The following is a 25,715-nucleotide window of genomic DNA, read 5'->3' as shown; positions in this document are numbered from 1 at the left end:
CTGCCCTCACCGAAGCCGGCCTTCAACGCACCGCGGCCGCCGTCACGGCGCCGGAGGACGTTCCGAGTCCGCGGACCACCCAGCCCTGTTCCTGCCAGGCCGCCGCATCCAGCACGTTGCGCGCGTCCAGGACCACCCGACGTCGTACCTGTTGCCCGGCAGCAGCGGGACACAGTTGCCGGTACTCATCCCACTCCGTGAGGAGCAGCACCAGCTCGGCATCCTGGAGCGCCCGCGCAGCGGAGGCCTCGAACCGAAGCCGCGGGTAGCGGCGCCAGGCAAGATTGACCGCTTTGGGGTCGGTGACGGTGACGTGCGCCCCGGCAGCGGCCAGCCGGTCCGCAACATCCAGGGCGGGGGAGTCGCGGATATCGTCGGTGTCGGGCTTGAAGGATGCGCCCAGTACGGTGATGGATCGCCCGGCGGGGGTTCCGCCGCACAACTCTGCAGCGAGTCCCACCGTGCGCTCCCGCTGGCCCAGGTTCACCGCATCCACCAGCCGCATCCACTGCTCCACCGCAGGTACTCCCAGGGTGGCGGCCTGGGCGCGGAAGCTGCGGATGTCCTTCGGCAGGCAGCCGCCGCCGAAACCGAGCCCGGCGTGCAGGTACCGGCTGCCGATCCGCGGGTCCAGCCCCATTGCCCCGCTGAGCTCCGTGACGTCGGCGCCTGCGGCGTCGCACAGTTCGGCCACGGCGTTGATGAAGCTCACCTTCGTGGCCAGGTACGCGTTCGCGGCAGACTTGATGAGTTCAGCCGTGGCGAAATTGCAGACGAGCCGCGGGATTCCGGCAGCCAGCAGCGGCTCATAGACGGCGTCCAGGGCCGCAGTCACCCCCGTCGGTGCCCCGGTGTGGGGGTTGAAGGCGGCGGGGCGGCCGCCTTCAACGCCGTAGACCAGCCGGTCCGGAACCAGTGAGTCCTTGACGGCGGTGCCCTGCCGCAGGAATTCGGGATTCCAGCCGAGCAGCACGTCCGGCCGCCGTGCGAGGATCTCCCGGAGCATGTCCACCGTGCCGACGGGCACCGTGGATTTGCCCACGACGACGGCGCCCGCCGCCAGGTGCGGCAGCAGCCCTTCCAGGGCTGATACCAGGAAGGTAAGGTCGGCGGCGTCGGACGTCTTGTCCTGCGGCGTCCCCACGCACAGGAAGTGCACCTGGGCAGTGCGCGCCTCGGCCGGATCCGTGGAGAAGCGCAGCCGTCCGGTGGCGCGGCCGTGCGCCAGGAGCTCGTCAAGCCCCGGTTCATGGAACGGTGCGGTTCCCTGTGCCAGCTGGGCCGCCTTGCCGGGATCCACGTCGATGCCCACAACGCTGTGGCCCATGGATGCAAGGGTTGCCGCGTGGACAGCGCCGAGGTACCCACAGCCGATCACGGATATCTTCATGATGTTGCTCCTGCCTTTGAAGCCTTCCGCGGCGGTGCGGGGACTGCCGCAATGACGTCCGTATAGTGCTGTACCAGTTCCGTGCAAAGCGCCGGCCAGGTCCTCTCCTGGACCGAGGCGTGGGCCGCGGCTGCGAAGGCGCGGCGTTTGGCGTCGTCGCCCATCAGGTCCTGCACCCGGGCGCGCATGGCGGACAGGTCACCCGGTTCGTAGAGCCAGCCGGTGCGTGAATTCTCCACCAGGTCCAGTGGTCCGCCCCGGCCCGTGGCCACCACCGCAACACCTGACGCCATGGCCTCCTGGATGGTCTGGCAGAAGGTTTCGAACTCACCCGGATGGACGAACAGGTCGAAGGATGCCACCGTCCGCGCCAGGTCCTCACCGCCCAGGAAGCCGGTGAATACCGCCTGGGGGAGGGCCGCCTCAAGGGCTGCCCGTTGGGGGCCGTCGCCCACCACCACCAGCCTGGTGTTGGGAATGCCGGCGAGGGCGGCAAGGTCTTCCACCTGCTTTTCGATGGCCAGCCTGCCCACGTACCCGATGATGCGTTCACCGTCCGGGGCAACCGAAGCCCGCCACCCGTCGTCGCGCTTTTCCGGCGAAAACCGGGCGGTGTCCACCCCGCGGCGCCACATCCGTACCCGCGGGATGCCCCGCCCGCGCAACTGGTTCAGCGCGAACGTGGAGGGCACAAGGGTGCGTGAGGCCAGCAGGTGGATGTTCTCCACCCTGTTCCAGGCCCAGTTTTCAAGGAAGGGAACGCCGTACCTGGCCGCATAGCTGGGAACTTCGGTCTGGTAGACCGCCACCGTGGGGATTCCGAGCTGGTGTGCCGCCTGCGCTGCGCGCCAGCCCAGGACGAACGGCGAGGCGAGATGCACAACGTCCGGCGCGTACTCGGCAAGGATTCGCTTGACCCGGTACACACCTCCCAGTGCCACCCGTACATTCGTGTAGCCGGCCAGCGGGACTGCCGGCAGCCGGTGGACTTCCGCCCCTTTGACCTGGCCCGGCTCGGCTCCCTCCTGCGCTGACGGGGCGATGACCAGTACGTCGTCACCACGCTCCTGGAGGTGATCCAGGACCCGAAGGATTGAATGGGTAACGCCGTTCATCAACGGCAGGAATGATTCGGCGACGATTGCGATCCTCACCCCTTCACCGTGCGCGCCGTCCTTGAAATGGCGGGGGAAAAAGCGTTACCCGGAGGAGAAGGCCGGGTGAACAGCTGCCCCGGCCGCCAAGAAAATTACTAAGTAGGCTTGGCATTTGATGCTAAGCATGCTTACGGTAGTGGGGCAGTCAGCGCAGAGCCTCAAGCAGCCGGGGCGGAAGCCGGATGACGGGAGAATGCCCCGGTCCGGACCATCCACTGCTGGCAGACCTAGTGCAACGACAATCCAAGGAGACGTCATGCTCAACAGGGAAAACCTTGAAAACCTGCTCACCAAGGGCGGCCACGTAGTCGGCTCCGACGGCACGAAAATCGGTTCGATCGGCCAGCTGTATGCAGACGACGACACGGGCGAACCCACCTGGGTCACCGTTAAGACCGGCCTCTTCGGTACGTCCGAATCCTTCGTGCCGGTTGAGGGCGCGCACAACCAGGGCGAGGACCTGGTGGTGCCCTTCACCAAGGAGCACGTCAACGACGCACCCCGCGTTGATGCCGACGGACACCTCACCCCCGAGGAAGAGGACCGGCTGTACACGTACTACGACCGCGGCGCACGGACGTACACCGAGGCCACCCGTGACACCGCCGGCGACGTCGACCTCCAGGGCGATGCAGACCTGAATGCCGGGACCCCCACGGCCGGGATCACTTCCGCCGCGGACACCCACACTCGCGGGACCGTGGGCCACGATACCTCCGGCCCCACCACGGACGACGCCATGACCCGCTCCGAGGAACAGCTGCACGTGGGCAAGGAGCGTGAGACCACAGGCCGGGCCCGCCTGCGCAAGTACGTCACCACCGAGAATGTCACCAAGACCATCCCGGTGGAGCGTGAAGAAGTCCGGGTGGAGCGCGAGCCCATCACGGACGCCAACCGCGGCTCCGCGCTGGACGGCCCGGGCATCAGCGAGGAAGAGCACGAGGTGGTCCTGCATGAGGAACGCCCCGTGGTGGAGAAAGAGACTGTTCCCGTGGAACGGGTCCGGCTGGACAAAGAGACAGTCCATGACGACGTCACGGTCAACGAGGAAGTCCGCAAGGAAAACATCGAAACGGACGGCGACACGCGTCGCTGATCGGACCGGGGAACTCTGTCCCCGCCAAGTCCGCAGGGCCGGCTGGCTGGAGCGGCGGGCCTGATTCGGTGAACGGCGCCGGGAGCCTGGTTGGAGGCTCCCGGCGCCGCACCGTTTAAAGCGCTGGTGCAGCCGCGCTGAAAGCGGCAACTGCACCAGCCAGTAGGACGAATATCTTCAGAACTTACGGTTCATCTCTCATTCGCGGCTCCTGTTTTCCCGGTTGACGGTATCCGGGCAAGCGGCTGGTCGGGTTCACGCCCACGGCCAGCAGAAATCGCAGGATGCCCCTGCGGGCAGGCGGGTGTTGGTTTCTAACAATTTTACGGCGGGGCAGGGCAAAAAGCGCCGGACAGCCGGGCATTTGGATATTGATCGGTGGCGCCCGCGAGCCTGTCGTTCGCGGACGCGGCGCACCCGGCGTGACACCATGGAACACGATGAAACTGCGCGCTGATCAGACCGGAGACCGTGGCCTTCCCATGCCGTTGTGGCTGCAGGGTGCCCTTGAAGCGGCGCAGGCGGCCATCATCTCGGCGCTGGTGGTCGTGGCGCCCATCGTGGCAGTCTGGGCCACCGCGGGTTTCCAGAACGGGCAGTTCGAGGTGCTGGCACGCCTGGCAGGGCAGTCCTGGCTCCTGGTCCACGGGGTGCCGCTGGAGCTTGCCGGCGCAGGACCGGCGACCGCCACCCACGGCGGATCCGGCACGCTGAGCCTGATTCCCCTGGGCCTGACCCTGATCCCGTTCCTCCTGGCGTGGCGCGCAGGCCGGAGGCTCGCACGGGCCTCCTATACGGACCAGTTGTGGCAGGCCCTGCTGGGCTCGTGGGCAGTCTATGCGGCGTTCGGTGCGGCCACCGGGTTCGTCTGCCGCAGCAGCGACGTTGTCATCAACCTTTGGTACGCCATACTGGTTCCCCTGGTCCCGTTCGGCCTCGGCATGGTGGTCGGTGCACGAAGGGAAGCAGGGTCCTGGAGCCGGCTCATCGGCGTCGACGCGGTGGACTGGATCTCCCGCACCAGCCAGCATTCCCGATGGGCCGGATCCTACTTCGCCTCCGCGGCGAAGGCAGGCTTTGTCGCCGTCGCATCCGCCCTTACCCTGGCCGCTGCGCTGCTGGCGGTCGATCTGTTCATCCACTGGAACCTGGTGGTGTCCGTGTATGAAGCGCTCGACGCCGGCCCGGTGGGAGGCGCCGCCCTCACCATCGCGCAGCTGGGCTTCCTGCCCAACCTTGTGGTCTTCGCGCTTGCGTGGACGTCAGGAGCCGGCTTTGCCCTGGGGGCCGGATCCCAGGCAGGTGCGCTGGGCACCGCAGTCGGGCCGCTCCCATCCATTCCTGTCCTGGCCGCCATCCCGTCAGGATCCCTGGACTACGCCGTCGTCGCCCTGCTAGTTCCCGTGCTGGCGGGCGTCATGGCGGGGTGGTGGTTCCTGCGGGAGGGGGAAAACCACTTTGACGAGTGGCTCGCCATCAAGGTCCACGCCCGCTGGTTCACCGCCACCGTCTCCACCCTTGTCCTCGGGGTGCTCGCGGGGCTGGCCGCCGGGCTGCTGGTGATGGGCCTGGCCTGGATTGCGCGGGGGTCAGCAGGACTGGGGCGCCTGACCGCAATCGGTCCTGACCCGCTGTGGACGGCCCTATGGGTGGCTGCGGAGGTGGCCGCCGGCGTGGTCATTGGCTACGCGGCAGGACCCTGGCTGGAAAGGGAGAAGGCCGGGGCGGCCGATCGCGAAGGGGAACTGGTCCACTAGGACCGCCCCGGGGCTAGGGAATCCTGGCGGGCAGGACGTCCTGGAGCTGCACCATGCACGCCTGGGTGGCCCGGTCCGTCAGCGCCCGGCCCAGGCAGGCCTGGTACTCGCGCACCTGGTCAAACAGGACCAAGGTGGTGACGATCAGCAGCACCATCACGGCTGCCACCACCAGCCCGGAAATGGTGCCCACAAGGACCAGCCTGGATTCCTTCAACCGGATGGACCGGACCAGCAGGACTATGCCCAGGACCAGGCTCGCCAAGGTGAGCAGGCTTGTCAGCCACAGGTAGCCCACGTCCAGCTGGTACACGAAGAACGCGCCGAGTACCGTCACCACGAACGTCCTGAACAGGGTGTGGGTCTTGGCGAGGGAGGCTTTCGCTGCCTCGCTGAGCGGGGGCCTGGCCTGCTGCCGCCCGGCCCGGCCCGGTTCGCTGTTCATGTTTTCCAGCGTACGCGAGCCTGCACCTAAGCTGGACCAATGCGTATCGTCGTCCTCGTCTCCGGCACCGGGTCCAACCTCCAGGCAGTTATCGACGCCGTCAAAGCGGGGGAGCTCGATGTGGAAATCGCGGCGGTGGGCGCCGACCGCGAAGGAACCTACGGCGTCGAACGCTCCGCTGCCGCCGGCATCCCCACCTTTGTGGTGGACTTCAAGGCCTACCCGGACCGTACCGACTGGAACGCCGCGCTGGCCAGGGCCGTCGCCGCCTACTCGCCGGACGTTGTGGTGTCCTCCGGGTTCATGCGGATTGTCAGCCCCGATTTCATCGACGCGTTCAACGGCAGGTACCTCAACACACACCCCGCGCTGCTCCCTGCTTTTCCAGGCGCCCACGGCGTCCGCGACGCCATGGCCTACGGCGTCAAGGTCACCGGTTGCACCGTGCACTGGGCCGACGCCGGCGTGGACACCGGCCCCATCATTGCCCAGGAAGCTGTGGCCATCGAGGACGCGGACACCGAGGAAACCCTGCACGAACGCATCAAGGTGGTGGAGCGCCGGCTCCTGGTTTCCACGTTGGCCGCCCTCGCCGCGGACCCGGAATATTCCGCCGCGTAGGCCGCCGTCGACGCGCACTCTCCTTTTCGATGCGCACTCTCCTTTTCGACGCACATATGCCGTTTTCGCGGCGTACATACTGTGCGCGCAGGGGAACATGCGCGTCAAAAATGAATAAGGGCGTCGCGACAAACGGCTACTGCAGGCGGGCCCGGCGGGTTTCCGGGGAGAAGAACGCCATCCACAGCACGGAGGCCAGCACCAGGGCGCCGGCCAGGGCGAAGGAAGTGGCCAGCCCGAGTTCCGGCCAGAAGTAGTTGGCGAAGACCAGCGGTCCAAACCCTGCACCCAGCCGGGAAAATGTGGACGCCCAACCGAACCCGGTGCCCCGCAATTCCGTGGGATAGAGCTCGGACACGTAGGCGTAGAGCACCGGAATGGCTACCTGCACCACGAACCCGAACACCAGCAGCCAGAACACCGCGGCCGTGGGGATGTCCACCACGAATGCCACGATCACCAGGGTCAGCGCGGACAACGGACCGGTGATGGCAAGGATCCACTTGCGCCCCACCCGCTCCACCAGGAGGGCGGCCACCACCACGCCCAGGAAGCCGACGGCGGCCATGGACGCCGTGGTGACGAACGCTTTGTACTCGGCGAAGCCGGCACCGATGAGGATCCTGGGCATCCACGTCAGGGACAGGTAGTACACCAGCAGGATGCTGAAGAACAGGGACCAGGCGGCGGCGGTGATCTTCCAGTTGAACTGCCATACCGAACGCAGCTGGGTCCAGGCGCTGCCGGCGGAAAGCCGTGGGACATCCCGGGCGTCGGGAAGGCTGTACGCGCGCGGTTCCGCCCCGGTGGCCTCCACCAGGCCGTCAATGATTTTGGCCGCTTCTTCCCTGCGGCCCTTCCGGATCAGGAACAGTGGAGACTCCGGCACGCTCCGCCGGATCCAGAAGACCAGCAGGGCGGGCAGCACCATCACCAGCATGGTCAGGCGCCAGTCGCCGTAGAGGGCCACCAGGCCGGCCGAGACGAACCCGGCGAGAGCCGCGCCTACCGGCCACCAGCCGTCCATGGCAGTGAGCACCTTGCCGCGCTGTTTCCGCGGGGTGAACTCGCCCACCAGTGCGTAATCCACGGGGATGCAGCCGCCCAGACCAAACCCGGCCATGAACCGGAACACGCAGAACCAGACGAAATCGGGGGCGAACGCACCGAGGACAGTGAACACGGAGAAGAGCAGCAGCGTGGCGGTGAATGCCTTCTTCCGCCCCAAGGTGTCCGCAATGGTTCCCCAGATGAAGGCACCCAGCGCCATGCCGATCAGGTTCGCCGTGCCTACCCAGGCCGCTTCCCCTGCGGACAGCGACCAGTGCTTGGACAGCAGCGGAATCAGGATGCCGTTCAGGGTTACATCCCAGGCGTCGAACATGAATCCGAGGCCCCCGATCAGGAAGATCCTGCCCTGGACTTTCCATCGCCAGGGCAGTTCCTGGACCACCTGTTCGCCGCTGGGCACAGTGGTGTAAGTATTCATCGCCGCCTCCTGCTGAAGACTCTATCCGGGCCCGCGGAAGTTCACACTCCGGAGCCCACAGGGGGTAACCGTTGCCTTCGCGATAAACTGGCCGTATCCCCACCAACCGCGGCCCTGTTCCGCGAGATAAGACGGAGACATTTGTGAGCTTCACGCAGCATGAGCGCGTATCCATTGACCGTGTACCCATCCGCCGGGCTCTGATCTCGGTTTACGACAAAACCGGTCTGGAGGAGCTCGCCTCGGGCCTGCACGCAGCGGGCGTGAAGCTCGTCTCCACGGGCTCCACGGCCAAGAAGATCGCCGCCGCGGGTATTCCCGTGCAGGAGGTTGAGGAAGTCACCGGTTCGCCCGAGATGCTGGACGGCCGCGTCAAGACCCTGCACCCGCGCGTCCACGGTGGCATCCTGGCGGACCGCCGCGTCCCGGCGCACATGGAAACCCTCGCCAGCATGGACATCGAAGCCTTCGACCTGGTGGTGGTGAACCTCTACCCGTTCGTGGAAACCGTCAAGTCCGGTGCCGCGCAGGACGACGTCGTGGAGCAGATCGATATCGGCGGCCCCGCCATGGTCCGGTCGGCCGCGAAGAACCACGCCGCCGTCGCCATCGTGGTGGACCCGTCCTTCTACGGCCAGGTGGTGGAGGCCGCAGCGGAAGGCGGCTTCGACCTGAAAACCCGCCGCCGCCTCGCCGCCAAGGCCTTCGCCCACACCGCCGCCTACGACAATGCAGTGGCCACCTGGACCGCCAGCCAGTTCCTGGACGAGGACGGCGACGGCGTCATCGACTGGCCTGCCTACGCCGGCCTGTCCCTGGAGCGCTCCGAGGTCCTCCGCTACGGCGAGAACCCGCACCAGCAGGCGGCCCTGTATGTGGACAAGGCCGCCCCGGTGGGCATCGCCCAGGCGGACCAGCTGCACGGCAAGGCCATGAGCTACAACAACTTCGTTGACGCCGACGCCGCCCTGCGCGCCGCCTACGACTTCAGCGAGCCCGCCGTCGCCGTCATCAAGCACGCCAACCCGTGCGGCGTCGCCGTCGGCTCCAAGGACGCCGCGGACCCCATCGCCGAGGCCCATGCCAAAGCACACGCCTGCGATCCCGTCTCCGCCTTCGGCGGCGTCATCGCAGCGAACCGCACGGTGACCGCCGGCATGGCCAACACCGTCAAGAACATCTTCACCGAGGTGGTCATCGCACCCGGCTTCGAGCCTGAGGCGGTGGAAATCCTCTCCAAGAAGAAGAACATCCGCCTGCTGGCCCTGCCCGAGGGATATGGCCGGTACCCCACGGAGTTCCGCCAGGTCTCCGGCGGCATGCTGGTCCAGGTCAGCGACAAGGTGGACGCCGACGGCGACAACCCCGCCAACTGGACCCTCGCCGCCGGTGAGGCCGCGGATGAGAAGACCCTCGCGGACCTCGCCTTCGCCTGGACTGCGTGCCGGGCCGCGAAGTCGAACGCCATCCTCATTGCCGACAACGGCGCTGCCGTGGGCATCGGCATGGGCCAGGTCAACAGGCTCGATTCCTGCCGCCTCGCGGTGGAGCGGGCCAACACGCTGGGCGTCACGGTGGAGTCCGACGTCGACGGTGCCGGCGGGGCCTCCAACGCGGATGCGAGCGGCGCACCTGAGCGTGCCCGCGGTGCCGTGGCCGCCTCGGACGCGTTCTTCCCGTTCGCCGACGGCCTGCAGATCCTGATCGACGCCGGTGTCCGCGCCGTGGTGCAGCCGGGCGGTTCTGTCCGGGACGAGGAAGTCATCGCAGCAGCGAACGCTGCGGGCATCACCATGTACTTCACGGGAGCCCGCCACTTCTTCCACTAATACCCACCGCCGGGTTTCAACAGACGACGGCGCCCGTCCCCTGCATAGGGGACGGGCGCCGTCGTTGTGTTTCGGCTTAGTCCTGGCCGGCAGGAGGTTCGGGCTCCGGAAGCTGAATCTCCCGGGGCTTCGCCGCCGCCATTCGCTCGTCTGTCCAGTACTCGAGGACTTCCTCGGGCGACTGGTTCAAGTCCACGTGGCTGACGGGGTCCTGGTCCGGTGCGGGTTCTTTAGGATTTCGCGGCATTGGTGTACGTCGTCTCGATAACGGAGCCCCAGTATGGGCCGTACATCACTGCGGAGCCGTTGTAGCCGTAGCTGTTGATGGAGTTCTGCAGGCCATCGGGACCGTTGCCGATGAACCACGGACCACCGGAGGAACCGCCGGTCATGTCGCAGGGAATGCCCTGGGTGTTGAACTGGGGGTTGTTGGAATCATTTGACGCCGTCCCGGTGCAGCTCTTGAGGGTCTCCCCGTTGAAGGGCGCCGCTGCCGGGTAGCCGTACGACGTGTAGGTCAGGCCCCGTGCCTGGTTGAAGGCAGTGCCGGAGCCGCCGACGACGTCGGTCAGCTTCCGCCCCTTGGCATCAGGGTTCATCACGGCGAAGCCGGTGTCATACGTCATGTCGCCGTTGGAAGCCCACTGGGTGGGGGCATACAGGGCTTTGGCGGTCCATTTGCCGTAAGGGGCTGCCCCGTTGTCATACGCGGGGACGAAGACGAAGTTGGTGGCGTACGCGCCCGGGCCTTCATTCACGCAGTGGCCGGCCGTTGCCACAGTGCTGCGGTTGGTCGAGGTGACGGCGTTGCCGGAGCACACATAGTTCGTTCCGCCGAGCGTGAAGAAGACCTTGCCGATGTGGGAGACGGGGTTCGCGCTCTGGGCAAGCGTGGGTTTGCCCTTGGTGGCCTTGGTGGAGGACGGCTTGCTTTTTTCCACCAGGGCAGGGTTTGAACGGTTGCCGCGTTCCAGGGCCTTGTCGGCCAGCGTGTCACCAGGAACAGCGCCCTGCATCCGCTCGGGAGTCCAGTAATCGGCTGCAGCCCCGGCGTCGAGCGTGACGCTGGCCACCGACGGCGCTTCGTTACCGTCCGACGGCGCCGGGGCGGCGGAGGCGCCACCGGCAGCAGTGAGTGTGAGCATGGCGGCCGCCGAAAGAGTCAGGAGGCCGGAAGCCAGAGACCTGGTGCGTGTCATTGTTGTCCTGTCTGGAAGGGGGGTGGGCCCTGGGGCGGGAGTGACGTAGCGAACTTATCGTCACCGGGCAAGTTTGTACACAGTAGTGAGGTATCAATAGCTGCCGGTCACCCTTTTCCCCGCCCCACCCGCACCGTATGCAGAACGTTGGCCCCGGCACCCGGGCCCAGTGCCGTCGTCGGCCGTTCTCCATCGCTGTAATCCTGCTCACCGCCGGGGTAACGCTGGGACCCGGGTACGGTTCAAAGCCGGGTCCTCAGGTAAGTTGTACATGGTGAAATAGACCGATTTTTCACAACCAAGCCGACCCACAGGGAGACGCCCGCGCATGTCCAAGATTATCTACACCCACACCGACGAAGCGCCGATGCTGGCTACCTATTCGTTCCTGCCCATCATCGAGGCGTTCGCTTCGACAGCAGGTGTGGAGGTGGAGACCCGCGACATTTCGCTCGCCGGCCGCATCATCGCCGTCTTCGGTGACTACCTGACCCCCGAGCAGCAGATCGGTGACGCCCTTGCTGAACTCGGTGAGCTGGCGAAGACGCCGGAAGCCAACATCATCAAACTGCCCAACATCAGCGCGTCCATCCCGCAGCTGAAGGCCGCCATTGCAGAGCTGCAGGGCCAGGGCTACGCGTTGCCGGATTACCCGGACAACCCCTCCTCGGACGAGGAGACCGCCATCCGCTCGCGCTACGACAAGATCAAGGGCTCCGCCGTGAACCCGGTCCTGCGCGAAGGCAACTCGGACCGCCGCGCTCCGCTGTCCGTCAAGAACTACGCCCGCCAGAACCCGCACTCCATGGGCGCCTGGACCGCGGACTCCAAGACCAACGTGGCCACCATGGGCCAGGACGACTTCCGCTCCAACGAGAAGTCCGTGGTCATCGAGGCCGACGGCACCATCGCCATCCAGCTGGTCCGCGAGGACGGCTCGGTCAAGGTCCTGAAGAAGGCGTTCCCCGTCCTGGCCGGTGAAGTAATCGACGGAACCGTGATGCGCGCCGCCGCACTGGACGAGTTCCTCAAGGCCCAGGTTGCCCGCGCCAAGGAAGAGGGCGTGCTGTTCTCCGCCCACCTGAAGGCCACCATGATGAAGGTCTCGGACCCCATCATCTTCGGCCACGTGGTGAAGGCATACTTCTCCGAGCTGTTTGAGACCTACGGCAAGCAGCTTTCCGCCGCCGGCATCAGCCCCAACAACGGTCTCGCAGCCATCCTGAGCAGCCTCGAGGACCTGCCGGCGGATGTCCGCGAGGGCGTGCAGAGCCTGATCAAGAAGGGCCTGGAAGACGGACCCGCGCTGGCCATGGTGGACTCCGACAAGGGCATCACCAGCCTGAACGTGCCCTCCGACATCATTGTGGACGCCTCCATGCCGGCCATGATCCGCACCTCCGGCCACATGTGGGGCCCGGACGGCAAGGAAGCCGACACCCTCGCCGTTCTGCCGGACAGCTCCTACGCCGGCATCTACCAGGTGGTCATCGACGACTGCCGCGCCAACGGCGCCTACGACCCCACCACCATGGGCACCGTCCCGAACGTGGGCCTCATGGCGCAGGCCGCTGAGGAATACGGCAGCCACGATAAGACGTTCGAAATCCAGGAAGCCGGCAAGGTGCAGATCGTTGACGGCAACGGCAACGTCCTGCTGGAACACGAAGTTTCCGTCGGTGACATCTGGCGTGCCTGCCAGACCAAGGACGCACCCATCCGCGACTGGGTCAAGCTGGCCGTCACCCGCGCCCGCGCCTCGCAGACCCCCGCCGTGTTCTGGCTGGATGAGGAGCGTGCACACGACGCCAACCTCATCGCCAAGGTCAACGAGTACCTGAAGGACCACGACACCGAGGGCCTGGACCTGCAGATCATGTCGCCGGTCAAGGCCACCGCCTTCACCCTCGAGCGCATCCGCAAGGGCGAGGACACCATCTCCGTCACGGGCAACGTGCTCCGCGACTACCTCACGGACCTGTTCCCCATCCTGGAACTGGGCACCAGCGCCAAGATGCTCTCGGTTGTTCCGCTGATGAACGGAGGCGGACTCTTCGAGACCGGCGCCGGCGGATCCGCCCCCAAGCACGTCCAGCAGCTGCTGAAGGAAAACCACCTGCGCTGGGACAGCCTGGGTGAGTTCCTGGCCCTGGCCGTGAGCTTCGAGCACCTGGCCACCACCACCGGCAACGCACGCGCACAGGTCCTGGCCGACACCCTGGACCGCGCCACCGGCACGTTCCTGCTGGAGAACAAGTCCCCGAGCCGCCGCGCCGGCGAGCTGGACAACCGTGGCAGCCACTACTTCCTGGCCCGCTACTGGGCAGAGGAACTGGCCAAGCAGACCGACGACGCCGACCTGGCCGCCGCGTTCAGCACGGTCGCCAACGAACTTTCCTCCAAGGAGGAAACCATCGTGGGCGAGCTGGCCGAGGTCCAGGGCTCACCCGTGGACATCGGAGGCTACTACCGCCCGGATGATGCCAAGGCTTCATCCGTGATGCGTCCTTCCGCCACGCTGAACAAGGTCATCGCCAGCCTGGCCTAGCACCTGCCGTTCCGGCAGAAAGAAGCGGTGCTCCGGTTTTTCACCGGAGCACCGCTTCTTTTTTGCTTTGCTGCCTGCTGGAGGCGGACCTAGTTCTTGCCCTTGCCCTTGTCGCTGTTGTTCTGCCCTGCATCCTTGCCGTTGCCCGAAGAGTTTCCTTGCGCCGGTGCCGGCGCGGGGGCTGGCTGCGAGGCGGGGCCAGGCGCGGGTGAAGAAGCCTGTGCTGCCTGGCTGGCTGCGATCCGGGCGTCTTCGGCAGCTTTCCCGGCCGCTGCCTGCGCGCTGATGGCTTCGTTGAGGTCTGCCCGGACAGCCGTCGCCACGGTGGTGATGCTGCGGCGCCTCTCCTCGGAAACCTGGCCCTTGGCCTGGGCCGCGGAAAGGTCCGCCTCCAAACCCTCGAGTGCCTTCAGCGCGGCTGCGGGATCGTTTTGGGACGACGCCTGGGTTACTTCAAGTACCCGTGCCTGGAGCTGGGTTGCGGCCTCGCGCTGCAGCCCGGCCCCGGGCGCGGCGCAGGCACTGAGCAGGGCCGCCGCCAGCGCAGCCGCGGCGCAGGCCAGCAGCAGCCGGGCCGCCGGGGCCTGCCTCAGGATCACGGCGCCACGCTCTTCTGGAGTTCCTGCAGATGGTCACCCAGGACGCCGGTCACGGTGGGATAAGGGACGACGTCGGCCGGGCGGGCGGAGATGCTCATCAGCACCGCAGCGGCGGCTGCGGCAACCACCAGGACACCCACCACCACGGCCAGCCAGATACGCCGGCTCCGGGTGAGGCGCGGCTTTGCAGCGGACTTGCCAGCCTCTGTTCCGGGGGCAGGATCTGTAGTCCTGGGTGCCGCCGCGGCCTCCCGAACGTCTTCCACCGATTCCTCTGCGGTAATGGAGGGAGGGTGGAAGGGCATGGCCGGCAGTACACGAGTTGTTTCCGGCGCCAGTTCTCCCGGCGTCGACGCGGGGGAGACCAGCGCCTGGCGCAGCGCCGATTCAATGTCAGCGGCGGCCGGCCGTTCCAGCGGCTCGATGGCGGTCATGGAACGGATCAGGCCGGCCCATTCGGAGGGGACGTCGTCGGGAATTTCCGGGGCCCGGTGGAGCCGGGCAACCGCCGACTCCACGGCACTGCCGGGGTATTCCACGGTGCCTTTGATGCATTCGAGCAGCACCAGTCCCAAAGAATAAATGTCCGTGGCCGACGACAAGGGTTTGCCCAGGGCCTGCTCCGGGCTGAGGTAGGCGGCGGTGCCAACCATGGTTCCCGTAGCCGTAAGCCGGGTGGAATCCACAATCCTCGCGATGCCGAAATCCGTGAGCTTGGGCCGAATCGGCTCACCGGGCCGGATCTGGACCAGGAGGATGTTGCCCGGTTTGATGTCGCGGTGGATGATGCCCAGCCCGTGCACGTAGGCCAGGGCATCGGCGATGCCGGCGCCGATGACGGCCAGTTCCTCCAACGGAACCGTGCTGTGGCGGATGCGGCTGCGAAGGTCCTGGCCCTCCACCAGTTCCATGGTCAGGAACGGCCGGGGCTCATCCGGAATACGGTCATCGATGCCCGCATCGAAAAGTGTCACCAAGCCCGGGTGGTTGAGCGTTGCCAGGAGCTGGATTTCGGCTTCCTGCCGCTTGAGCTCGTCCGCGTCCGGGGCCTGAGGGGCGAAGAGCTTCAAAGCCACATCGCGGCCCAGGTTTTCGTCCCGCGCACAGTACACCGACGACATTCCGCCACGGCCTACGACCTCACCCAAACGGTAACGACCGCCGACCACTTCATTCTTGATGGAGCTAGGCGATTCCGCCACCATGACCGTTCCTCCCGGTGCGCTGCGGCACTGTCGTACCTCAAATTATACGGGCGGTGGGGCGGAACCGGCGATTGACCTAGGCTTTCGCCGTCGGGCACGCCGACGGCCCGGCGGCGATTTTCGAACACATTCGCCGCCGGACCATCGGCTACAAGGACATGTGTGCTGATGACATGTTTTATGCAGGTAATTCGTTTCGGGCTTGCTGACCTCCTTCCGCCAGCCCGCTGCGTGCTGCCGCTTCAGGCGCACAGGTGCGGGCACGTATCTTTCTGTGGTTGGCCGCTACGAAACCTTGCGCCTGCGGAGCACCAGGATCCCGGCGGCCAGGAGCAGCAGGGCCAGGGGAACCAGCGATCCGTCCCAGCCCGTGTTGGCGAGGGCCGCGTGGGCCCCGGTGGCGGTACCGGCCGCCGGGTTGCCATTGGTGGTGGCAGCCCGTGGCGCCGTCACAGGGGCGATTGCCCCGCTGACTGCGCTGGAACCGGCCGGTGCTGCCGTGAAGCCGTCGACGCCTGTGGTCCCGGATCCGTCGGTGGGGTCATCGCTCGTGGTGCCGTTGCCGGTGCTGTTGTCCGTGCCGGGGTCAGGGGTGCCAGTGTCACCGGTGGTGCCGTCACCCGGGGCGGTGGTACCCGGATCCGAGGTCCCCGGAGTGACCGTGGTGTTGTCACCGCTGAGCCCGATCCCCAGGTCAATGCTGAGATCGGCGACAGCATCGGGGCCGCCGTTGCCTGCGGTTCCGGCGCCTACACCTGCACCAAGGTCCACGTTGGCGTCGGTGGCGAGGTCCGCCGTGGTTCCGGTGCCGGTTGCGGGGTCGGTGGTTGTGACGTTGCCGAGGCCGAGATTGAGGTCCGCTGCGGCGGCCAGGGCGGGGGTGCCGTTGGTTGCGGGGTCGGTGGTTGTGACGTTGCCGAGTCCGAGATTGAGGTCGGCTGCGGCGGCCAGGGCGGGGGTGCCGTTGGTTGCGGGGTCGGTGGTTGTGACGTTGCCGAGTCCGAGATTGAGGTCGGCTGCGGCGGTCAGGTCGGGGGTGCCGTTGGTTGCGGGGTCGGTGGTTGTGACGTTGCCGAGTCCGAGATTGAGGTCGGCTGCGGCGGTCAGGTCGGTGGTGCCGTTGGTTGCGGGGTCGGTGGTTGTGACGTTGCCGAGTCCGAGATTGACGTCTGCTGCGGCGGCCAGGTCGGTGGTGCCGTTGGTTGAGGGATCTGTGGCAGCCACAGCCCCCAGCCCCAGGTTGACGTCCGCTGCGGCTGCCAGGTCGGTGGCGCCGGTGGTAGCGGGATCAGTGGCGGCCACAGTCCCCAGCCCCAGGTTGACATCCACTGCGGCGGCGACACCTGTTGATCCGGCCGGCGTTGGGTCACCCAGCAGGCCCAACGACGTCGAGTCAGCGGGTGCCGCCGCCGAGATGAGGGCGGAGGCGGAGAGGTCCGTCCCGCTGGTGGCGTCCGCCGCATTGGCGGTGGCGCAGCCGAAGGCCAGGAGGCCGCCGGCAAAGAGGGTGCTCAGCAGCCCCCTGCGAAGTGTGCAGTTCATGGTGTTTACTCCTGGAATAGTTGAGTGTCCGGGGGCTGGACAGCCGCCCGTAGAGCCGCGTGCTGCCCGTGGGAGGCAGGGGGCATCAACTAGTCAGGAGAAGAGCCGGGGTCGAATGACACCGGCGAGGGGATGTGCCCGGGGGACCGTTCGGCGCGGACAGCGCCAGCCCCTTCAAAGTCGAAGTAGATGGGGTTGAGCCATGCGGCGGCTGCTGACGTGCCGCCTGATGAACCGCTGCTGCCTGTGCCGGGCGCCGGGGCTGCGGGAGCCTGGGCAGGAACGGGCAACGGGTCGACGGCCAGCGGCTGCTCCGCTATGGAGCCGAGGGTCTCGAAGACCCCAGCGTGCGGGAATGCCGTGTTGGCCAGGGTGCCTGCGTCCGAGGCCGTGGACGGCGCCTCAACCGCCTGGCCGGATTCTGTGGCCGTATCCGTGGCATCCGGAGCTTCTTCCACGGCTGAGGGCTGGTCCCCCGCGGGAGCAGGGGCCAGTACGCCAGGAACGTCCACCTGAACGTCATCCAAGGGCGGGGCGGGCAACGAAACAGCGCCGTTCAGAAGATCTGAAACCGGTTGGAGCGCCGGCTCAAGGACCGGAAGAGCCTCTGCTGCAGGGGCTGTAAGTTCCCGGGCCACACCCGCTGCCACGGTGTCGGCCACCTCAACAAGGGGAGCGGAAACCCCGGAAACAGTTCCGGCCGGAACCACCTGGTCCACCACGGGAACGGCGGCAATCAGGTTGTCCGTCAGGCCGGAAACAGGCGTTACGACAGGCTGCAGCAGCCCAGGGGACGCGGCCGGGCCGTCCGCTGAGCCGGCAGGAACCGGTGAAACCGTGGCCGCAAGATCCTGGCCCAGGGAGGACACCGAACTGGTGTGGGCGCCGAGCGGGGAGGAGGAATCAGGACCTGTGTCGGCGGTTGCAGGCGTTGAGGAAAGGGTCAACCATGTGGCTGCTGCCGCTCCGGCAAGAAGTACCGGTCGCAGGGCACGCCATGGCGAACTACTACGAGCCATGCGTACCACCCCCCAGTGACCGGCGCAATCGATGCTGCCTAAATGCTAAGACTGCTTATCGCCTGAAGTCCAGCATTCAGTCAAGGGAAATTACTAATACCTGCAATGGATGCAGAAACTGCCAATGGAAAAAGCGGATATTCAGGGCCTTTATTGTCGGGCAAAAGCTGCCTGTCGCCGTCGTATCCAACCTTTGGCGGTCCCGCTAGTGCCTGTCGTTGGGGTAGGTCACTCCGAGTTGCGCGCGGACACCGTCGAAGAGGCGCATGGTGTTCAAGGTGTCTTCGAGGGGCATGACCGGGCTTTCGGTCAGCCCCTGCTGGACACACCTCATCACCTCGCGGAGCTCGTAGGCGTAGCCCTTTCCCACGACGTCGAAGCTTTCCGTGCGGCGGTCCTCCCACCCCTTGGCGATGACCAGTTCGCTGGGATTGTTGATGGAACCCACGCTCTGCAGGAAGCCCAGGCCGCCGGCCACCGTGGCAGTGCGGGGTCCGTGGGCCAGCAGGGAGGAGGTGAGCTGGACCTGGGCGGCGTGGCCGTAGCCAAGGCTCAGGGCGTTCTGTGCATCGACGCCGTCGTCGTTGACGAAGCCCGTGGCGCTGACGGTCTGCGGGAAGCCAAGCGTGCCCAGCGCCCAGAGCAGCGGGTAGACGGACAGATCCAGCAGTGCACCCCCGCCGTCCTTCCGCGCCCACAACCTGGCCGTGGGGGAGTAGGGTGCCGGGAATCCCAGATCTGCGGTGACCCAGTGGATATCGCCCAGCTCGCCGGACGCCGCAATCTCGAAAGCGCGCTGCATCGACGGCAGGAACCGGCTCCAGACCGCCTCCATCAGGAAAAGCTTCCGGCTGCGCGCAACCTCGATGAGCTCGGCCGCTTCCCGGGCGTTGATCGTGAAGGTCTTCTCGCACAGGACGTGCTTGCCCGCGTTCAGTGCGGCCAGGACCATCCCGTGGTGCTGCGCATGCGGCGTGGCGACGTAGACAACGTCCACCGCGTCATCGGCGAGCAGCCGCTGGTAGCCGGGCACCCCGCCGTCGTCCCCGTAGGCCTTTGCGAAGTCGTACGCCACAGCAAAAGCATCCGCGGTGTCCTGCGCCCTTGAACTGACCGCATAGAGCTCGGCATCTTCAAGCAGTGCCAGATCCTGGGAGACGGCGCGGGCGATGCTGCCCGTTGCGATGATTCCCCAGCGCAGGGGAGTCCCGGTGGCGGTCCGGGGATCCCGGTCAGGCTGCGTGGAAAGCCATGGTGTGGCGATGGGAGCGCTCATAGCAGCCATCCTGTCACAGCGGCACCGCAGGAGTGGAGAACCTGCGGCGGGTGGTAGTTCAAAGAAAAGGGGGCCAAGGGCTGGAGCGCAAGCCCCTGCCCTTGGCCCTCTTCCGTGGGTCAGGCGCTGGCGGCGACGGCGGTCCGTCCCCGGACCGGCTCTTCCGTCAGCTTGCCCTGCTGCAGCCGGAACCGGCGGTCGGTCTTGTTTGCCAGGACCCTGTCGTGGGTGACCACCAGGATGGTGGTGTTGTGATCGCGGCTCAGCGAGCTGAGGAGTTCGATGATGTGGTCACCCGTCTGCTCATCCAGGTTGCCGGTGGGCTCGTCCGCCAGGATCAGCTTCGGCTCGTTGGCCAAGGCGCGGGCAATGGCCACGCGCTGCTGCTCGCCGCCGGAGAGCCTGTTGATCCGCCGGTCGTGCTTGGACGGATCAAGCTGCACCTGTTCCAGCAGTCCTTTGGCCCGCTCCAGCCTGTCGGACTTCCGTTTTCCGGCGAATTCCATGGGCAGCATGACATTGTCTACGGCGGACAGGTTGGGGATCAGGTTGAACTGCTGGAATACGAACCCGATGTCCCGGCGCCGGTATTCCGTCAGCTTGCTGTCCGGCAGATTGGCCAGGCTAACGCCGTTGACGACGACGTCCCCGCTGGTGGGCTTGTCCAGCGCACCAAGGAGGGACAGCAGGGTGCTTTTGCCGCTTCCGCTCTTGCCCACGATCGAGGCGAGGGTGCCCTGTTCCAGGACGAAGCTGACATCGTTGACCGGCTTGATGGTGCGGTCACCGGAGTTGAAGGTGCGGACCAGGTTCTTGACTTCAATCATGGCTATTCTCCTCGCAGGACTTCGATGGGACGGATGCGCGCGGTAAGCAGCGCGGGGATCAGGGCGCCGATGATGGCGACGCCGAATACGGCAGCGATTCCGCCGGCGATCACCTCCGGGGACGCGCTCGCGGTGACCGAGTTCAGCAGCTGGGAGGCGCCGCCGAAGGGTCCGCCCTGGGTGCCGCGGACGCTTACCCCACCCGCGGCGGCCGGGAAGTTGCGGCCGGCGGTGGCCGTGGAGTTACTGCTGATCAGGGCCGAGGCGATGCCGCCGCTGGCGAAGGATGCGATCGCTGCCCCCACTGCGCTGCCCAGGGCCGCGAGGACCAGCGCTTCGAGGACGAACTGCAGGCCGATGGTGCGGTTGGGTGCGCCAATGGCCTTCAGGACACCGATTTCGCGGCGGCGCTCGCGGACCAGCATCACCATGATGAGCAGGATGATCAGCCCGGCGGTGCCCAGCGCGGCGACAAAGGCGATGAAGGAGATGTTCTTGACGCTGTCAAGGGAGCTGACTGCGGTCTGCAGGTTCTGTCCCTGGGTAACGTCCGCCTTGCCGGTGCCGAGCGCGGCCTGCAGGGCAGCCTTGGCGGTGGCGACGTTATCCATTGAATTGACCGTGACGATCATGCTGGACAGCTCACCGGGCGTCCCCGCGAGTGTTTGGGCCGTGGGGAGTGTGACGTAAACAGCGTTGTTGCCAAAGGCCGTTCCGGCGTCGAACAGTCCGGTCACCGTGTAGGCCTGGTCATTGATGGTGAAGCTGGAGCCGACGGAGAGGCCGTTCTTCTCCGCCAGGGTGGTTCCCAGCAGAGCCCCGGTGGAGGCTGCCGAGTAGTCGCCCAGTCCGGTGCCCTGGGTAATGTTCAGGGCTTTGCCGGTGGTGTCCACCTCGGCGCCGATGCCCGTGGCGGTGATCGGCAGCGAGCGGACGGGCTGCTGGGTGGTGCCGGTGGACCCGGTGGTTCCATTGGCCTGCTGGTTGCGGTTGCCCAGGGTGCCGGCATCCACCGCAGCGGTGAGGCTGGTGGTCAGGGTGGCCGCAGCCTGGCCACCGGGGCCGCCCTGTCCGGTCTGGCCGCCCGGCCCGGCCTGGCCGGTCCCGCCTGCGGCCGCCTGTGCCGCGTCTGCCTCCGCGTTCCTCAGCCTCAGGGAGGAGGTCCCGACGACGGCGCTGACGTTCGGCACGCCGGCGGCGGTGGCTGCCTGGTCGGCTGTGAGGGGTTCACCGCCGCCCTCGAAGCCTTGCCCTCCGGCGGGGTTGACGGTCAGGACGGTGCCGACGGAGGCGTTGAGCTCCTGCACCTTCGCTCCGACCGCCTGGTTCGCCACCAGCATGGCCAGGGCCAGGCCAATGGCGACGGCCAGCACCGCTACGACTGCTGCGGTGCGGACCTTGTTTCTGAAGGCATTGCCTACGCTTCGGGCAAGGACGCTCACGTTACTCCTAGGACTCAGGTGCCGGCGCGTGGGGCCGGCTTCGCATCAACCCTCGCCGGGCATCCTGTGCGGGAATCCGGCCACACCTGTGCCTGGCCTGTGAAGGGTGTTGCTGCTGGGGCAGGACGCAGGAAAGCCCGGTCCTTTTGAAGGACCGGGCTTTCCGTTCGCCGGCGGGAGCCGGCTTTGCCTGTCGGTATTACTTAGTGATCGGGCCGAGTACGGGATCGTCCGTGTAGGCGGTCTTTACGTTGGCGGAGGTCACGATGACTGGCTCCAGCAGGTAGGCGGGAACCACCTTGTTGCCGTTGTTGTAGGACTTGTCGTCGTTGACCTCGGGCTTCTTGCCGGCCTGCAGGTCCTTGACCATGGTGATGGCGTGCTCAACCAGCTTGCGGGTGTCCTTGTTGATGGTGGAGTACTGCTCGCCTGCCATGATCGACTTGACCGACTCAACCTCGGAGTCCTGGCCGGTGACAACCGGGATCGGCTTGCCGGCAGCCTTGACCGAGGTCAGGATCGCGCGGGCCAGGGTGTCGTTCGGGGAGAGGACGCCGTCCACGTTGGCGGTGGTGTAGCTGCCGCTGAGCAGGGTGTCCATGCGGCGCTGGGCGTTTTCAGCCTTCCAGCCCTGGGTCACGGCCTGCTCGAAGCTGTTCTGCCCGGAGACGACCTTCAGGGTGCCGTCGTCGATCTTGGGCTTCAGGACGCTCATGGCACCGTTGAAGAACACCTTGGCGTTGGCGTCGTCGGGGGACCCGGCGAACAGTTCGATGTTGTAAGGGCCAGCCGGCTTCTTGGCCTTGAGTCCGTCCAGCAGGGCCTGGCCCTGGAGAACGCCGACCTTGAAGTTGTCGTAGGCCACGTAGTAGTCCACGTTGGCGGTGTTCAGCAGGAGGCGGTCGTAGGCGATGATGGTGGCGCCTGCGTCTTTGGCCTGCTTGAGCTGGGTACCCAGCTGGGAACCGTCGATGGCGCCTACGATGATGACCTTGGCGCCCTTGGTAACCATGGCGCTGATCTGGTTCTGCTGCTCCGAAACGCCGCCGTTGGCGAACTGGACGTCAGCCTTGAACCCTGCGCCGTTCAGGCCGTCGTTGAACAGCTTCTCGGCCAGCACCCAGTTCTCACTGGTCTTCTGCGGAAGCGCGACGCCGATGGAGGAGTTCTGGTCGAATCCCGCGGCACCGCTGCTGGAACCACCGGAGGGTTCCGAGCGTCCACAGCCCGTCAGCGCCAGTGCTGCGATGGCAGCAACCGCTGCGGCCTTCCCTGCTTTACCAAACATTCGCATTGTTGGTTCTCTTTCTTTGTGTGATGGAACAGTATTCAGGCTGCAAACTTCAGGCTTCCCTGGCGATCGCTTCCTTGGTGGAGGTGGTTTCGTCAGGCTGGATGGGGCCGCTGGGGCCGGCGGTGTTCCGGTTCATGTTCCGGGTCAACATGCCGATAATGGACCGCTTGCCCTGCGACTTGTTGTAGACGTCGAAAGCGACGGCGATCAGGAGGACCAGCCCCTTGATGATCTGGGTGAGGTCGGCGCCGACACCCAGGAGCTGCAGGCCGTTGTTGAGCACTGCCATGACCAGGCCACCAATGATGGAGCCGACCACGGTACCCACGCCGCCGGTCACTGCCGCGCCGCCGATGAAGACTGCAGCGATGGCGTCCAGCTCCCAACCCACGCCGTCAAAGGGGCCGGACGCGGTGGAGCGGCCCACGAAGATCATGCCGGCCAGGCCGGCCAGGATGGACATGTTCATCATGACCAGGAAGTTGACCTTCTTGGACTGGACACCGGAAAGCTCTGCTGCGTGGCGGTTGCCACCGACAGCGTAGACGTGGCGGCCAACGACCGTGCGCGAGGAGATGAAGCCGTAGATCAGGACCAGCACGGCCAGGATCAGGCCGGGGATGGGGAACGAGGTCCCGGGTCGGCCAGTTGCGAACAGGTACGTGGCGTAAAGGATGGCGGCGCAGATCAGCACCAGTTTCACCACGGTCACCCACATCTCGGGGACGCCTGCGCCGAGCGCCTTGGCGCGTGCCCTGGCGCGGAGTTCGCCCACGACGACGAAAACAGCAACGGCGATGCCCATCAGGAGTGTCAGGTTGTTGAACCCGGTGTCCGGTCCTACCTCAGGAAGGTACCCGGAGCCGAGGTACTGGAAGTCTTCCGGGACGGGAATGGTGTTGGACTTGCCCACGAACTGGTTGAAACCGCGGAACAGGAGCATGCCGGCCAAGGTGACGATGAAGGCTGGGATGCCGACGTACGCGGTCCACAGGCCTTGCCAGGCTCCGATCAGGGCTCCGAGCAGCAGGCCCAGGAGTACGCCCGCATACCAGGGGATTCCCCAGTCGCGGATGGCCAGGGCGACGCTGACCCCGACAAACGCCGCGACCGAACCGACGGAGAGGTCGATGTGGCCGGCGATGATCACCAGGACCATGCCGATGGCCAGGATCAGGATGTAGGAGTTGCCGTTGAAGAGGTTGATGACGTTGCCCGGAGTGAGGGTGCGGCCGTCGGTGAAGATTTGGAAGAAAATGATCAGCGCAACCAAGGCGAAGATCATGCCGAATTGGCGGGTGTTGCCGCCAAACAGCTTTTTGAGGGCGTTCATGGTGTCAGTCCTTGTGTCCGGAAGGTTCTGGGGTTTGCCAGAAGGTCAGGCGGCTTTTCGGGTAGCGGAGGTCATCAGTTTCATCAGGCTTTCCTGGCTGGCCTCGTCTTTGTTCAGGACACCGGTGATGGCGCCTTCGAAGATGGTGTAGATGCGGTCGGACAGGCCCAGGAGCTCGGGTAGCTCCGAGGAGATAACGATGACGCCCTTGCCCTGGTTGGCCAGCTGCTGAATGATCCCGTAGATCTCATACTTGGCGCCGACATCGATGCCGCGGGTGGGCTCATCCAGGATCAGCAGGTCCGGGTCCGTGAACATCCACTTGGCCAGGACCACCTTCTGCTGGTTGCCGCCGGAGAGCTTGGCGACGCCTTCCTCGACGGAGGGCGTCTTGGTGCGCAGCGACTTGCGGTACTGCTCCGCAACCGTGAATTCCTGGTTGGCGTCCACCACGAAGTTGTGGCTGATGTTACGAAGGTTTGCCGCCACGGTGGTGGTCTTGATGTCGTCAAGGAGGTTCAGGCCCAGTGATTTGCGGTCCTCGGTGACGTAGCCCAGGCCGGCGTCAATGGCATGCCTGACGCTCTTGAGGACCACTTCCTTGCCGTCCTTGTAGATGTGGCCGTCGATGAAGCGGCCGTAGGACCGGCCGAAGACCGAGCGGGCCAGTTCCGTGCGTCCGGCACCCATGAGCCCGGCGAACCCGACGATTTCGCCACGGCGGACGAAGAAGTTCGAGCCCTTGCAGACCAGGCGGTCCTGGATGGCCGGGTGGCCAACGGTCCAGTCCTTGACCTCGAAGAACACCTCGCCGATCTTGGGGGTGTGGTCCGGGAACCGGGATTCCAGCGTCCGGCCCACCATGCCCTTGATGATGCGGTCCTCGTCCACGCCGTCCTTCTTGACGTCCAGCGTCTCGATTGACTTGCCGTCGCGGATGATGGTGATCGAATCGGCCACCTGCTCAATCTCGTTGAGCTTGTGCGAAATGATGATCGAGGTGATGCCCTTGGCCTTCAGGCCCAGCATCAGGTCCAGCAGGTGCTGTGAGTCCGATTCGTTCAGCGCCGCGGTGGGCTCGTCCAGGATGAGGATCTTCACGGACTTGTTCAGTGCCTTGGCGATTTCCACCAGCTGCTGCTTGCCGACGCCGATTTCCTTGATGGGGGTGTCGGGATCGTCGCGCAGGCCGACGCGGGCCAGGAGGTCCAGGGACCGGAGGCGGGCCTCGGCCCAGTCGATGATGCCGCGCTTGGTGGGCTCGTTGCCCAGGAAGATGTTCTCCATGATGGACAGTTCGGGGATCAGCGCCAGTTCCTGGTGGATGATCACGATGCCGGCGTGCTCGCTGGCCCGGATGTCCCGGAACTGCTGGACCTGCCCCTGGTAGACGATATCGCCGTCGTAGCTGCCATACGGGTACACGCCGGACAGGACCTTCATGAGCGTGGACTTGCCGGCCCCGTTTTCGCCGCAGATGGCGTGGATCTCGCCTGCCTTCACCCGGAGGCTAACATTCGACAAGGCTTTAACGCCGGGGAATTCCTTGGTGATGGACCGCATCTCAAGGATGACCGGGTCCGCGTGCGTGGTCTGGGACGTCATGAGCCCTAACCCTCCAATGCAATGACTTCTTTGTCCGGC

At 66.0% G+C, this 25,715-nt stretch carries 21 protein-coding genes; 5 read left to right on the top strand and 16 right to left on the bottom strand.

Features of this window, described 5'->3' with window-relative positions; all coding sequences use genetic code 11:
- Positions 1 to 22: 22 nt before the first annotated feature.
- Positions 23 to 1,390, bottom strand: coding sequence for a UDP-glucose dehydrogenase family protein (locus tag J2T23_RS13370; protein WP_307360659.1), 1,368 nt, complete (start codon positions 1,388 to 1,390; stop codon positions 23 to 25).
- The gene (locus J2T23_RS13365) at positions 1,387 to 2,544 is read right to left on the bottom strand and encodes a glycosyltransferase family 4 protein (protein ID WP_307360656.1); all 1,158 of its coding nucleotides are present in this window, start codon (positions 2,542 to 2,544) and stop codon (positions 1,387 to 1,389) included. Before J2T23_RS13365 ends, J2T23_RS13370 begins: the two co-directional genes overlap by 4 nt.
- Positions 2,545 to 2,803: 259 nt before the next feature.
- On the opposite strand from J2T23_RS13365, the gene J2T23_RS13360 reads away from it, so the two are divergent.
- Together J2T23_RS13360 and J2T23_RS13355 are read left to right on the top strand one after the other, a co-directional pair.
- Positions 2,804 to 3,646, top strand: a complete 843-nt coding sequence (locus tag J2T23_RS13360; RefSeq protein WP_307360653.1) for a PRC and DUF2382 domain-containing protein — start codon at positions 2,804 to 2,806, stop codon at positions 3,644 to 3,646.
- Positions 3,647 to 4,086: 440 nt separating this feature from the next.
- Complete coding sequence (locus J2T23_RS13355; protein WP_307360650.1) at positions 4,087 to 5,403, top strand: cell division protein PerM; 1,317 nt, start codon at positions 4,087 to 4,089, stop codon at positions 5,401 to 5,403.
- A 13-nt stretch (positions 5,404 to 5,416) separates the two neighbouring features.
- Here J2T23_RS13355 and J2T23_RS13350 read toward each other — a convergent pair whose 3' ends face one another.
- Positions 5,417 to 5,848 (bottom strand): hypothetical protein, encoded by a 432-nt coding sequence (locus J2T23_RS13350; protein WP_307360648.1) that lies wholly within the window; start codon positions 5,846 to 5,848, stop codon positions 5,417 to 5,419.
- 39 nt (positions 5,849 to 5,887) lie between these two features.
- On the opposite strand from J2T23_RS13350, the gene purN reads away from it, so the two are divergent.
- Positions 5,888 to 6,469: a phosphoribosylglycinamide formyltransferase gene (purN, locus tag J2T23_RS13345; RefSeq protein ID WP_307360645.1), complete on the top strand. Its 582-nt coding sequence runs from the start codon at positions 5,888 to 5,890 to the stop codon at positions 6,467 to 6,469.
- Positions 6,470 to 6,605: 136 nt separating this feature from the next.
- On the opposite strand, the gene J2T23_RS13340 is transcribed toward purN, so the two are convergent.
- Positions 6,606 to 7,958, bottom strand: coding sequence for an MFS transporter (locus tag J2T23_RS13340; RefSeq protein WP_307360642.1), 1,353 nt, complete (start codon positions 7,956 to 7,958; stop codon positions 6,606 to 6,608).
- Positions 7,959 to 8,101: 143 nt separating this feature from the next.
- Here J2T23_RS13340 and purH point away from each other — a divergent pair, with 143 nt between their 5' ends.
- On the top strand, positions 8,102 to 9,787 hold the full coding sequence (gene purH / locus J2T23_RS13335; protein ID WP_307360640.1) for a bifunctional phosphoribosylaminoimidazolecarboxamide formyltransferase/IMP cyclohydrolase: 1,686 nt from the start codon (positions 8,102 to 8,104) through the stop codon (positions 9,785 to 9,787).
- Positions 9,788 to 9,863: 76 nt separating this feature from the next.
- Here purH and J2T23_RS13330 read toward each other — a convergent pair whose 3' ends face one another.
- Together J2T23_RS13330 and J2T23_RS13325 are read right to left on the bottom strand one after the other, a co-directional pair.
- Positions 9,864 to 10,034, bottom strand: a complete 171-nt coding sequence (locus J2T23_RS13330) for a hypothetical protein (protein ID WP_168225762.1) — start codon at positions 10,032 to 10,034, stop codon at positions 9,864 to 9,866.
- The gene (locus J2T23_RS13325; RefSeq protein ID WP_307360638.1) at positions 10,018 to 10,986 is read right to left on the bottom strand and encodes a trypsin-like serine peptidase; all 969 of its coding nucleotides are present in this window, start codon (positions 10,984 to 10,986) and stop codon (positions 10,018 to 10,020) included. The genes J2T23_RS13330 and J2T23_RS13325 overlap by 17 nt, the downstream gene beginning before the upstream one ends.
- A 328-nt stretch (positions 10,987 to 11,314) precedes the next feature.
- On the opposite strand from J2T23_RS13325, the gene J2T23_RS13320 reads away from it, so the two are divergent.
- A complete protein-coding gene (locus J2T23_RS13320; RefSeq protein ID WP_141181001.1) occupies positions 11,315 to 13,534 on the top strand; it encodes an NADP-dependent isocitrate dehydrogenase in 2,220 nt (739 codons plus the stop codon).
- An 89-nt stretch (positions 13,535 to 13,623) separates the two neighbouring features.
- Here J2T23_RS13320 and J2T23_RS13315 read toward each other — a convergent pair whose 3' ends face one another.
- The 10 genes from J2T23_RS13315 to mmsA form a co-directional block, all read right to left on the bottom strand.
- Positions 13,624 to 14,133 (bottom strand): hypothetical protein, encoded by a 510-nt coding sequence (locus J2T23_RS13315; protein WP_307360636.1) that lies wholly within the window; start codon positions 14,131 to 14,133, stop codon positions 13,624 to 13,626.
- Positions 14,130 to 15,338 carry a serine/threonine-protein kinase gene (locus J2T23_RS13310; protein ID WP_307360633.1) on the bottom strand — a complete coding sequence of 403 codons (1,209 nt, stop codon included), beginning with the start codon at positions 15,336 to 15,338 and terminating at the stop codon, positions 14,130 to 14,132. Before J2T23_RS13310 ends, J2T23_RS13315 begins: the two co-directional genes overlap by 4 nt.
- A gap of 285 nt (positions 15,339 to 15,623) precedes the next feature.
- The gene (locus tag J2T23_RS13305) at positions 15,624 to 16,880 is read right to left on the bottom strand and encodes a hypothetical protein (RefSeq protein WP_307360632.1); all 1,257 of its coding nucleotides are present in this window, start codon (positions 16,878 to 16,880) and stop codon (positions 15,624 to 15,626) included.
- Between the two features lie 89 nt (positions 16,881 to 16,969).
- On the bottom strand, positions 16,970 to 17,827 hold the full coding sequence (locus J2T23_RS13300) for a hypothetical protein (RefSeq protein ID WP_307360630.1): 858 nt from the start codon (positions 17,825 to 17,827) through the stop codon (positions 16,970 to 16,972).
- Positions 17,828 to 18,104: 277 nt separating this feature from the next.
- Positions 18,105 to 19,175 (bottom strand): Gfo/Idh/MocA family protein, encoded by a 1,071-nt coding sequence (locus J2T23_RS13295; protein ID WP_307360629.1) that lies wholly within the window; start codon positions 19,173 to 19,175, stop codon positions 18,105 to 18,107.
- A 119-nt stretch (positions 19,176 to 19,294) separates the two neighbouring features.
- Positions 19,295 to 20,002, bottom strand: a complete 708-nt coding sequence (locus J2T23_RS13290; RefSeq protein WP_141181007.1) for an ABC transporter ATP-binding protein — start codon at positions 20,000 to 20,002, stop codon at positions 19,295 to 19,297.
- A gap of 2 nt (positions 20,003 to 20,004) precedes the next feature.
- On the bottom strand, positions 20,005 to 21,444 hold the full coding sequence (locus tag J2T23_RS13285) for an ABC transporter permease (protein WP_307360625.1): 1,440 nt from the start codon (positions 21,442 to 21,444) through the stop codon (positions 20,005 to 20,007).
- A gap of 199 nt (positions 21,445 to 21,643) precedes the next feature.
- Positions 21,644 to 22,738, bottom strand: a complete 1,095-nt coding sequence (locus J2T23_RS13280; RefSeq protein ID WP_141161233.1) for a substrate-binding domain-containing protein — start codon at positions 22,736 to 22,738, stop codon at positions 21,644 to 21,646.
- A gap of 49 nt (positions 22,739 to 22,787) precedes the next feature.
- Entirely contained in the window at positions 22,788 to 24,071 is a 1,284-nt protein-coding gene (gene mmsB, locus J2T23_RS13275) for a multiple monosaccharide ABC transporter permease (protein WP_018761952.1), read from the bottom strand.
- A 45-nt stretch (positions 24,072 to 24,116) separates the two neighbouring features.
- Positions 24,117 to 25,676 (bottom strand): multiple monosaccharide ABC transporter ATP-binding protein, encoded by a 1,560-nt coding sequence (mmsA, locus tag J2T23_RS13270; RefSeq protein WP_307360620.1) that lies wholly within the window; start codon positions 25,674 to 25,676, stop codon positions 24,117 to 24,119.
- Positions 25,677 to 25,715 lie beyond the last annotated feature (39 nt).

It is taken from the genome of Pseudarthrobacter niigatensis, assembly GCF_030812615.1.
Classification (GTDB): Bacteria; Actinomycetota; Actinomycetes; order Actinomycetales; family Micrococcaceae; genus Arthrobacter; species Arthrobacter niigatensis.
The sequence above is the reverse complement of the archived record's forward strand: the minus strand, read 5'-3'. Positions and strand labels throughout refer to the sequence as shown.

What these genes read in the sequence shown, in the direction of transcription:
- J2T23_RS13370 (WP_307360659.1), bottom strand. Translation starts at nt 1,390, where the DNA reads ATGAAGATATCCGTGATCGGCTGTGGGTACCTCGGCGCTGTCCACGCG.
- J2T23_RS13360 (WP_307360653.1), top strand. Translation starts at nt 2,804, where the DNA reads ATGCTCAACAGGGAAAACCTTGAAAACCTGCTCACCAAGGGCGGCCAC.
- J2T23_RS13355 (WP_307360650.1), top strand. Translation starts at nt 4,087, where the DNA reads ATGAAACTGCGCGCTGATCAGACCGGAGACCGTGGCCTTCCCATGCCG.
- J2T23_RS13350 (WP_307360648.1), bottom strand. Translation starts at nt 5,848, where the DNA reads ATGAACAGCGAACCGGGCCGGGCCGGGCGGCAGCAGGCCAGGCCCCCG.
- purN (WP_307360645.1), top strand. Translation starts at nt 5,888, where the DNA reads ATGCGTATCGTCGTCCTCGTCTCCGGCACCGGGTCCAACCTCCAGGCA.
- J2T23_RS13340 (WP_307360642.1), bottom strand. Translation starts at nt 7,958, where the DNA reads ATGAATACTTACACCACTGTGCCCAGCGGCGAACAGGTGGTCCAGGAA.
- J2T23_RS13330 (WP_168225762.1), bottom strand. Translation starts at nt 10,034, where the DNA reads ATGCCGCGAAATCCTAAAGAACCCGCACCGGACCAGGACCCCGTCAGC.
- J2T23_RS13325 (WP_307360638.1), bottom strand. Translation starts at nt 10,986, where the DNA reads ATGACACGCACCAGGTCTCTGGCTTCCGGCCTCCTGACTCTTTCGGCG.
- J2T23_RS13320 (WP_141181001.1), top strand. Translation starts at nt 11,315, where the DNA reads ATGTCCAAGATTATCTACACCCACACCGACGAAGCGCCGATGCTGGCT.
- J2T23_RS13310 (WP_307360633.1), bottom strand. Translation starts at nt 15,338, where the DNA reads ATGGTGGCGGAATCGCCTAGCTCCATCAAGAATGAAGTGGTCGGCGGT.
- J2T23_RS13305 (WP_307360632.1), bottom strand. Translation starts at nt 16,880, where the DNA reads ATGAACTGCACACTTCGCAGGGGGCTGCTGAGCACCCTCTTTGCCGGC.
- J2T23_RS13295 (WP_307360629.1), bottom strand. Translation starts at nt 19,175, where the DNA reads ATGAGCGCTCCCATCGCCACACCATGGCTTTCCACGCAGCCTGACCGG.
- J2T23_RS13290 (WP_141181007.1), bottom strand. Translation starts at nt 20,002, where the DNA reads ATGATTGAAGTCAAGAACCTGGTCCGCACCTTCAACTCCGGTGACCGC.
- J2T23_RS13280 (WP_141161233.1), bottom strand. Translation starts at nt 22,738, where the DNA reads ATGCGAATGTTTGGTAAAGCAGGGAAGGCCGCAGCGGTTGCTGCCATC.
- mmsB (WP_018761952.1), bottom strand. Translation starts at nt 24,071, where the DNA reads ATGAACGCCCTCAAAAAGCTGTTTGGCGGCAACACCCGCCAATTCGGC.
- mmsA (WP_307360620.1), bottom strand. Translation starts at nt 25,676, where the DNA reads ATGACGTCCCAGACCACGCACGCGGACCCGGTCATCCTTGAGATGCGG.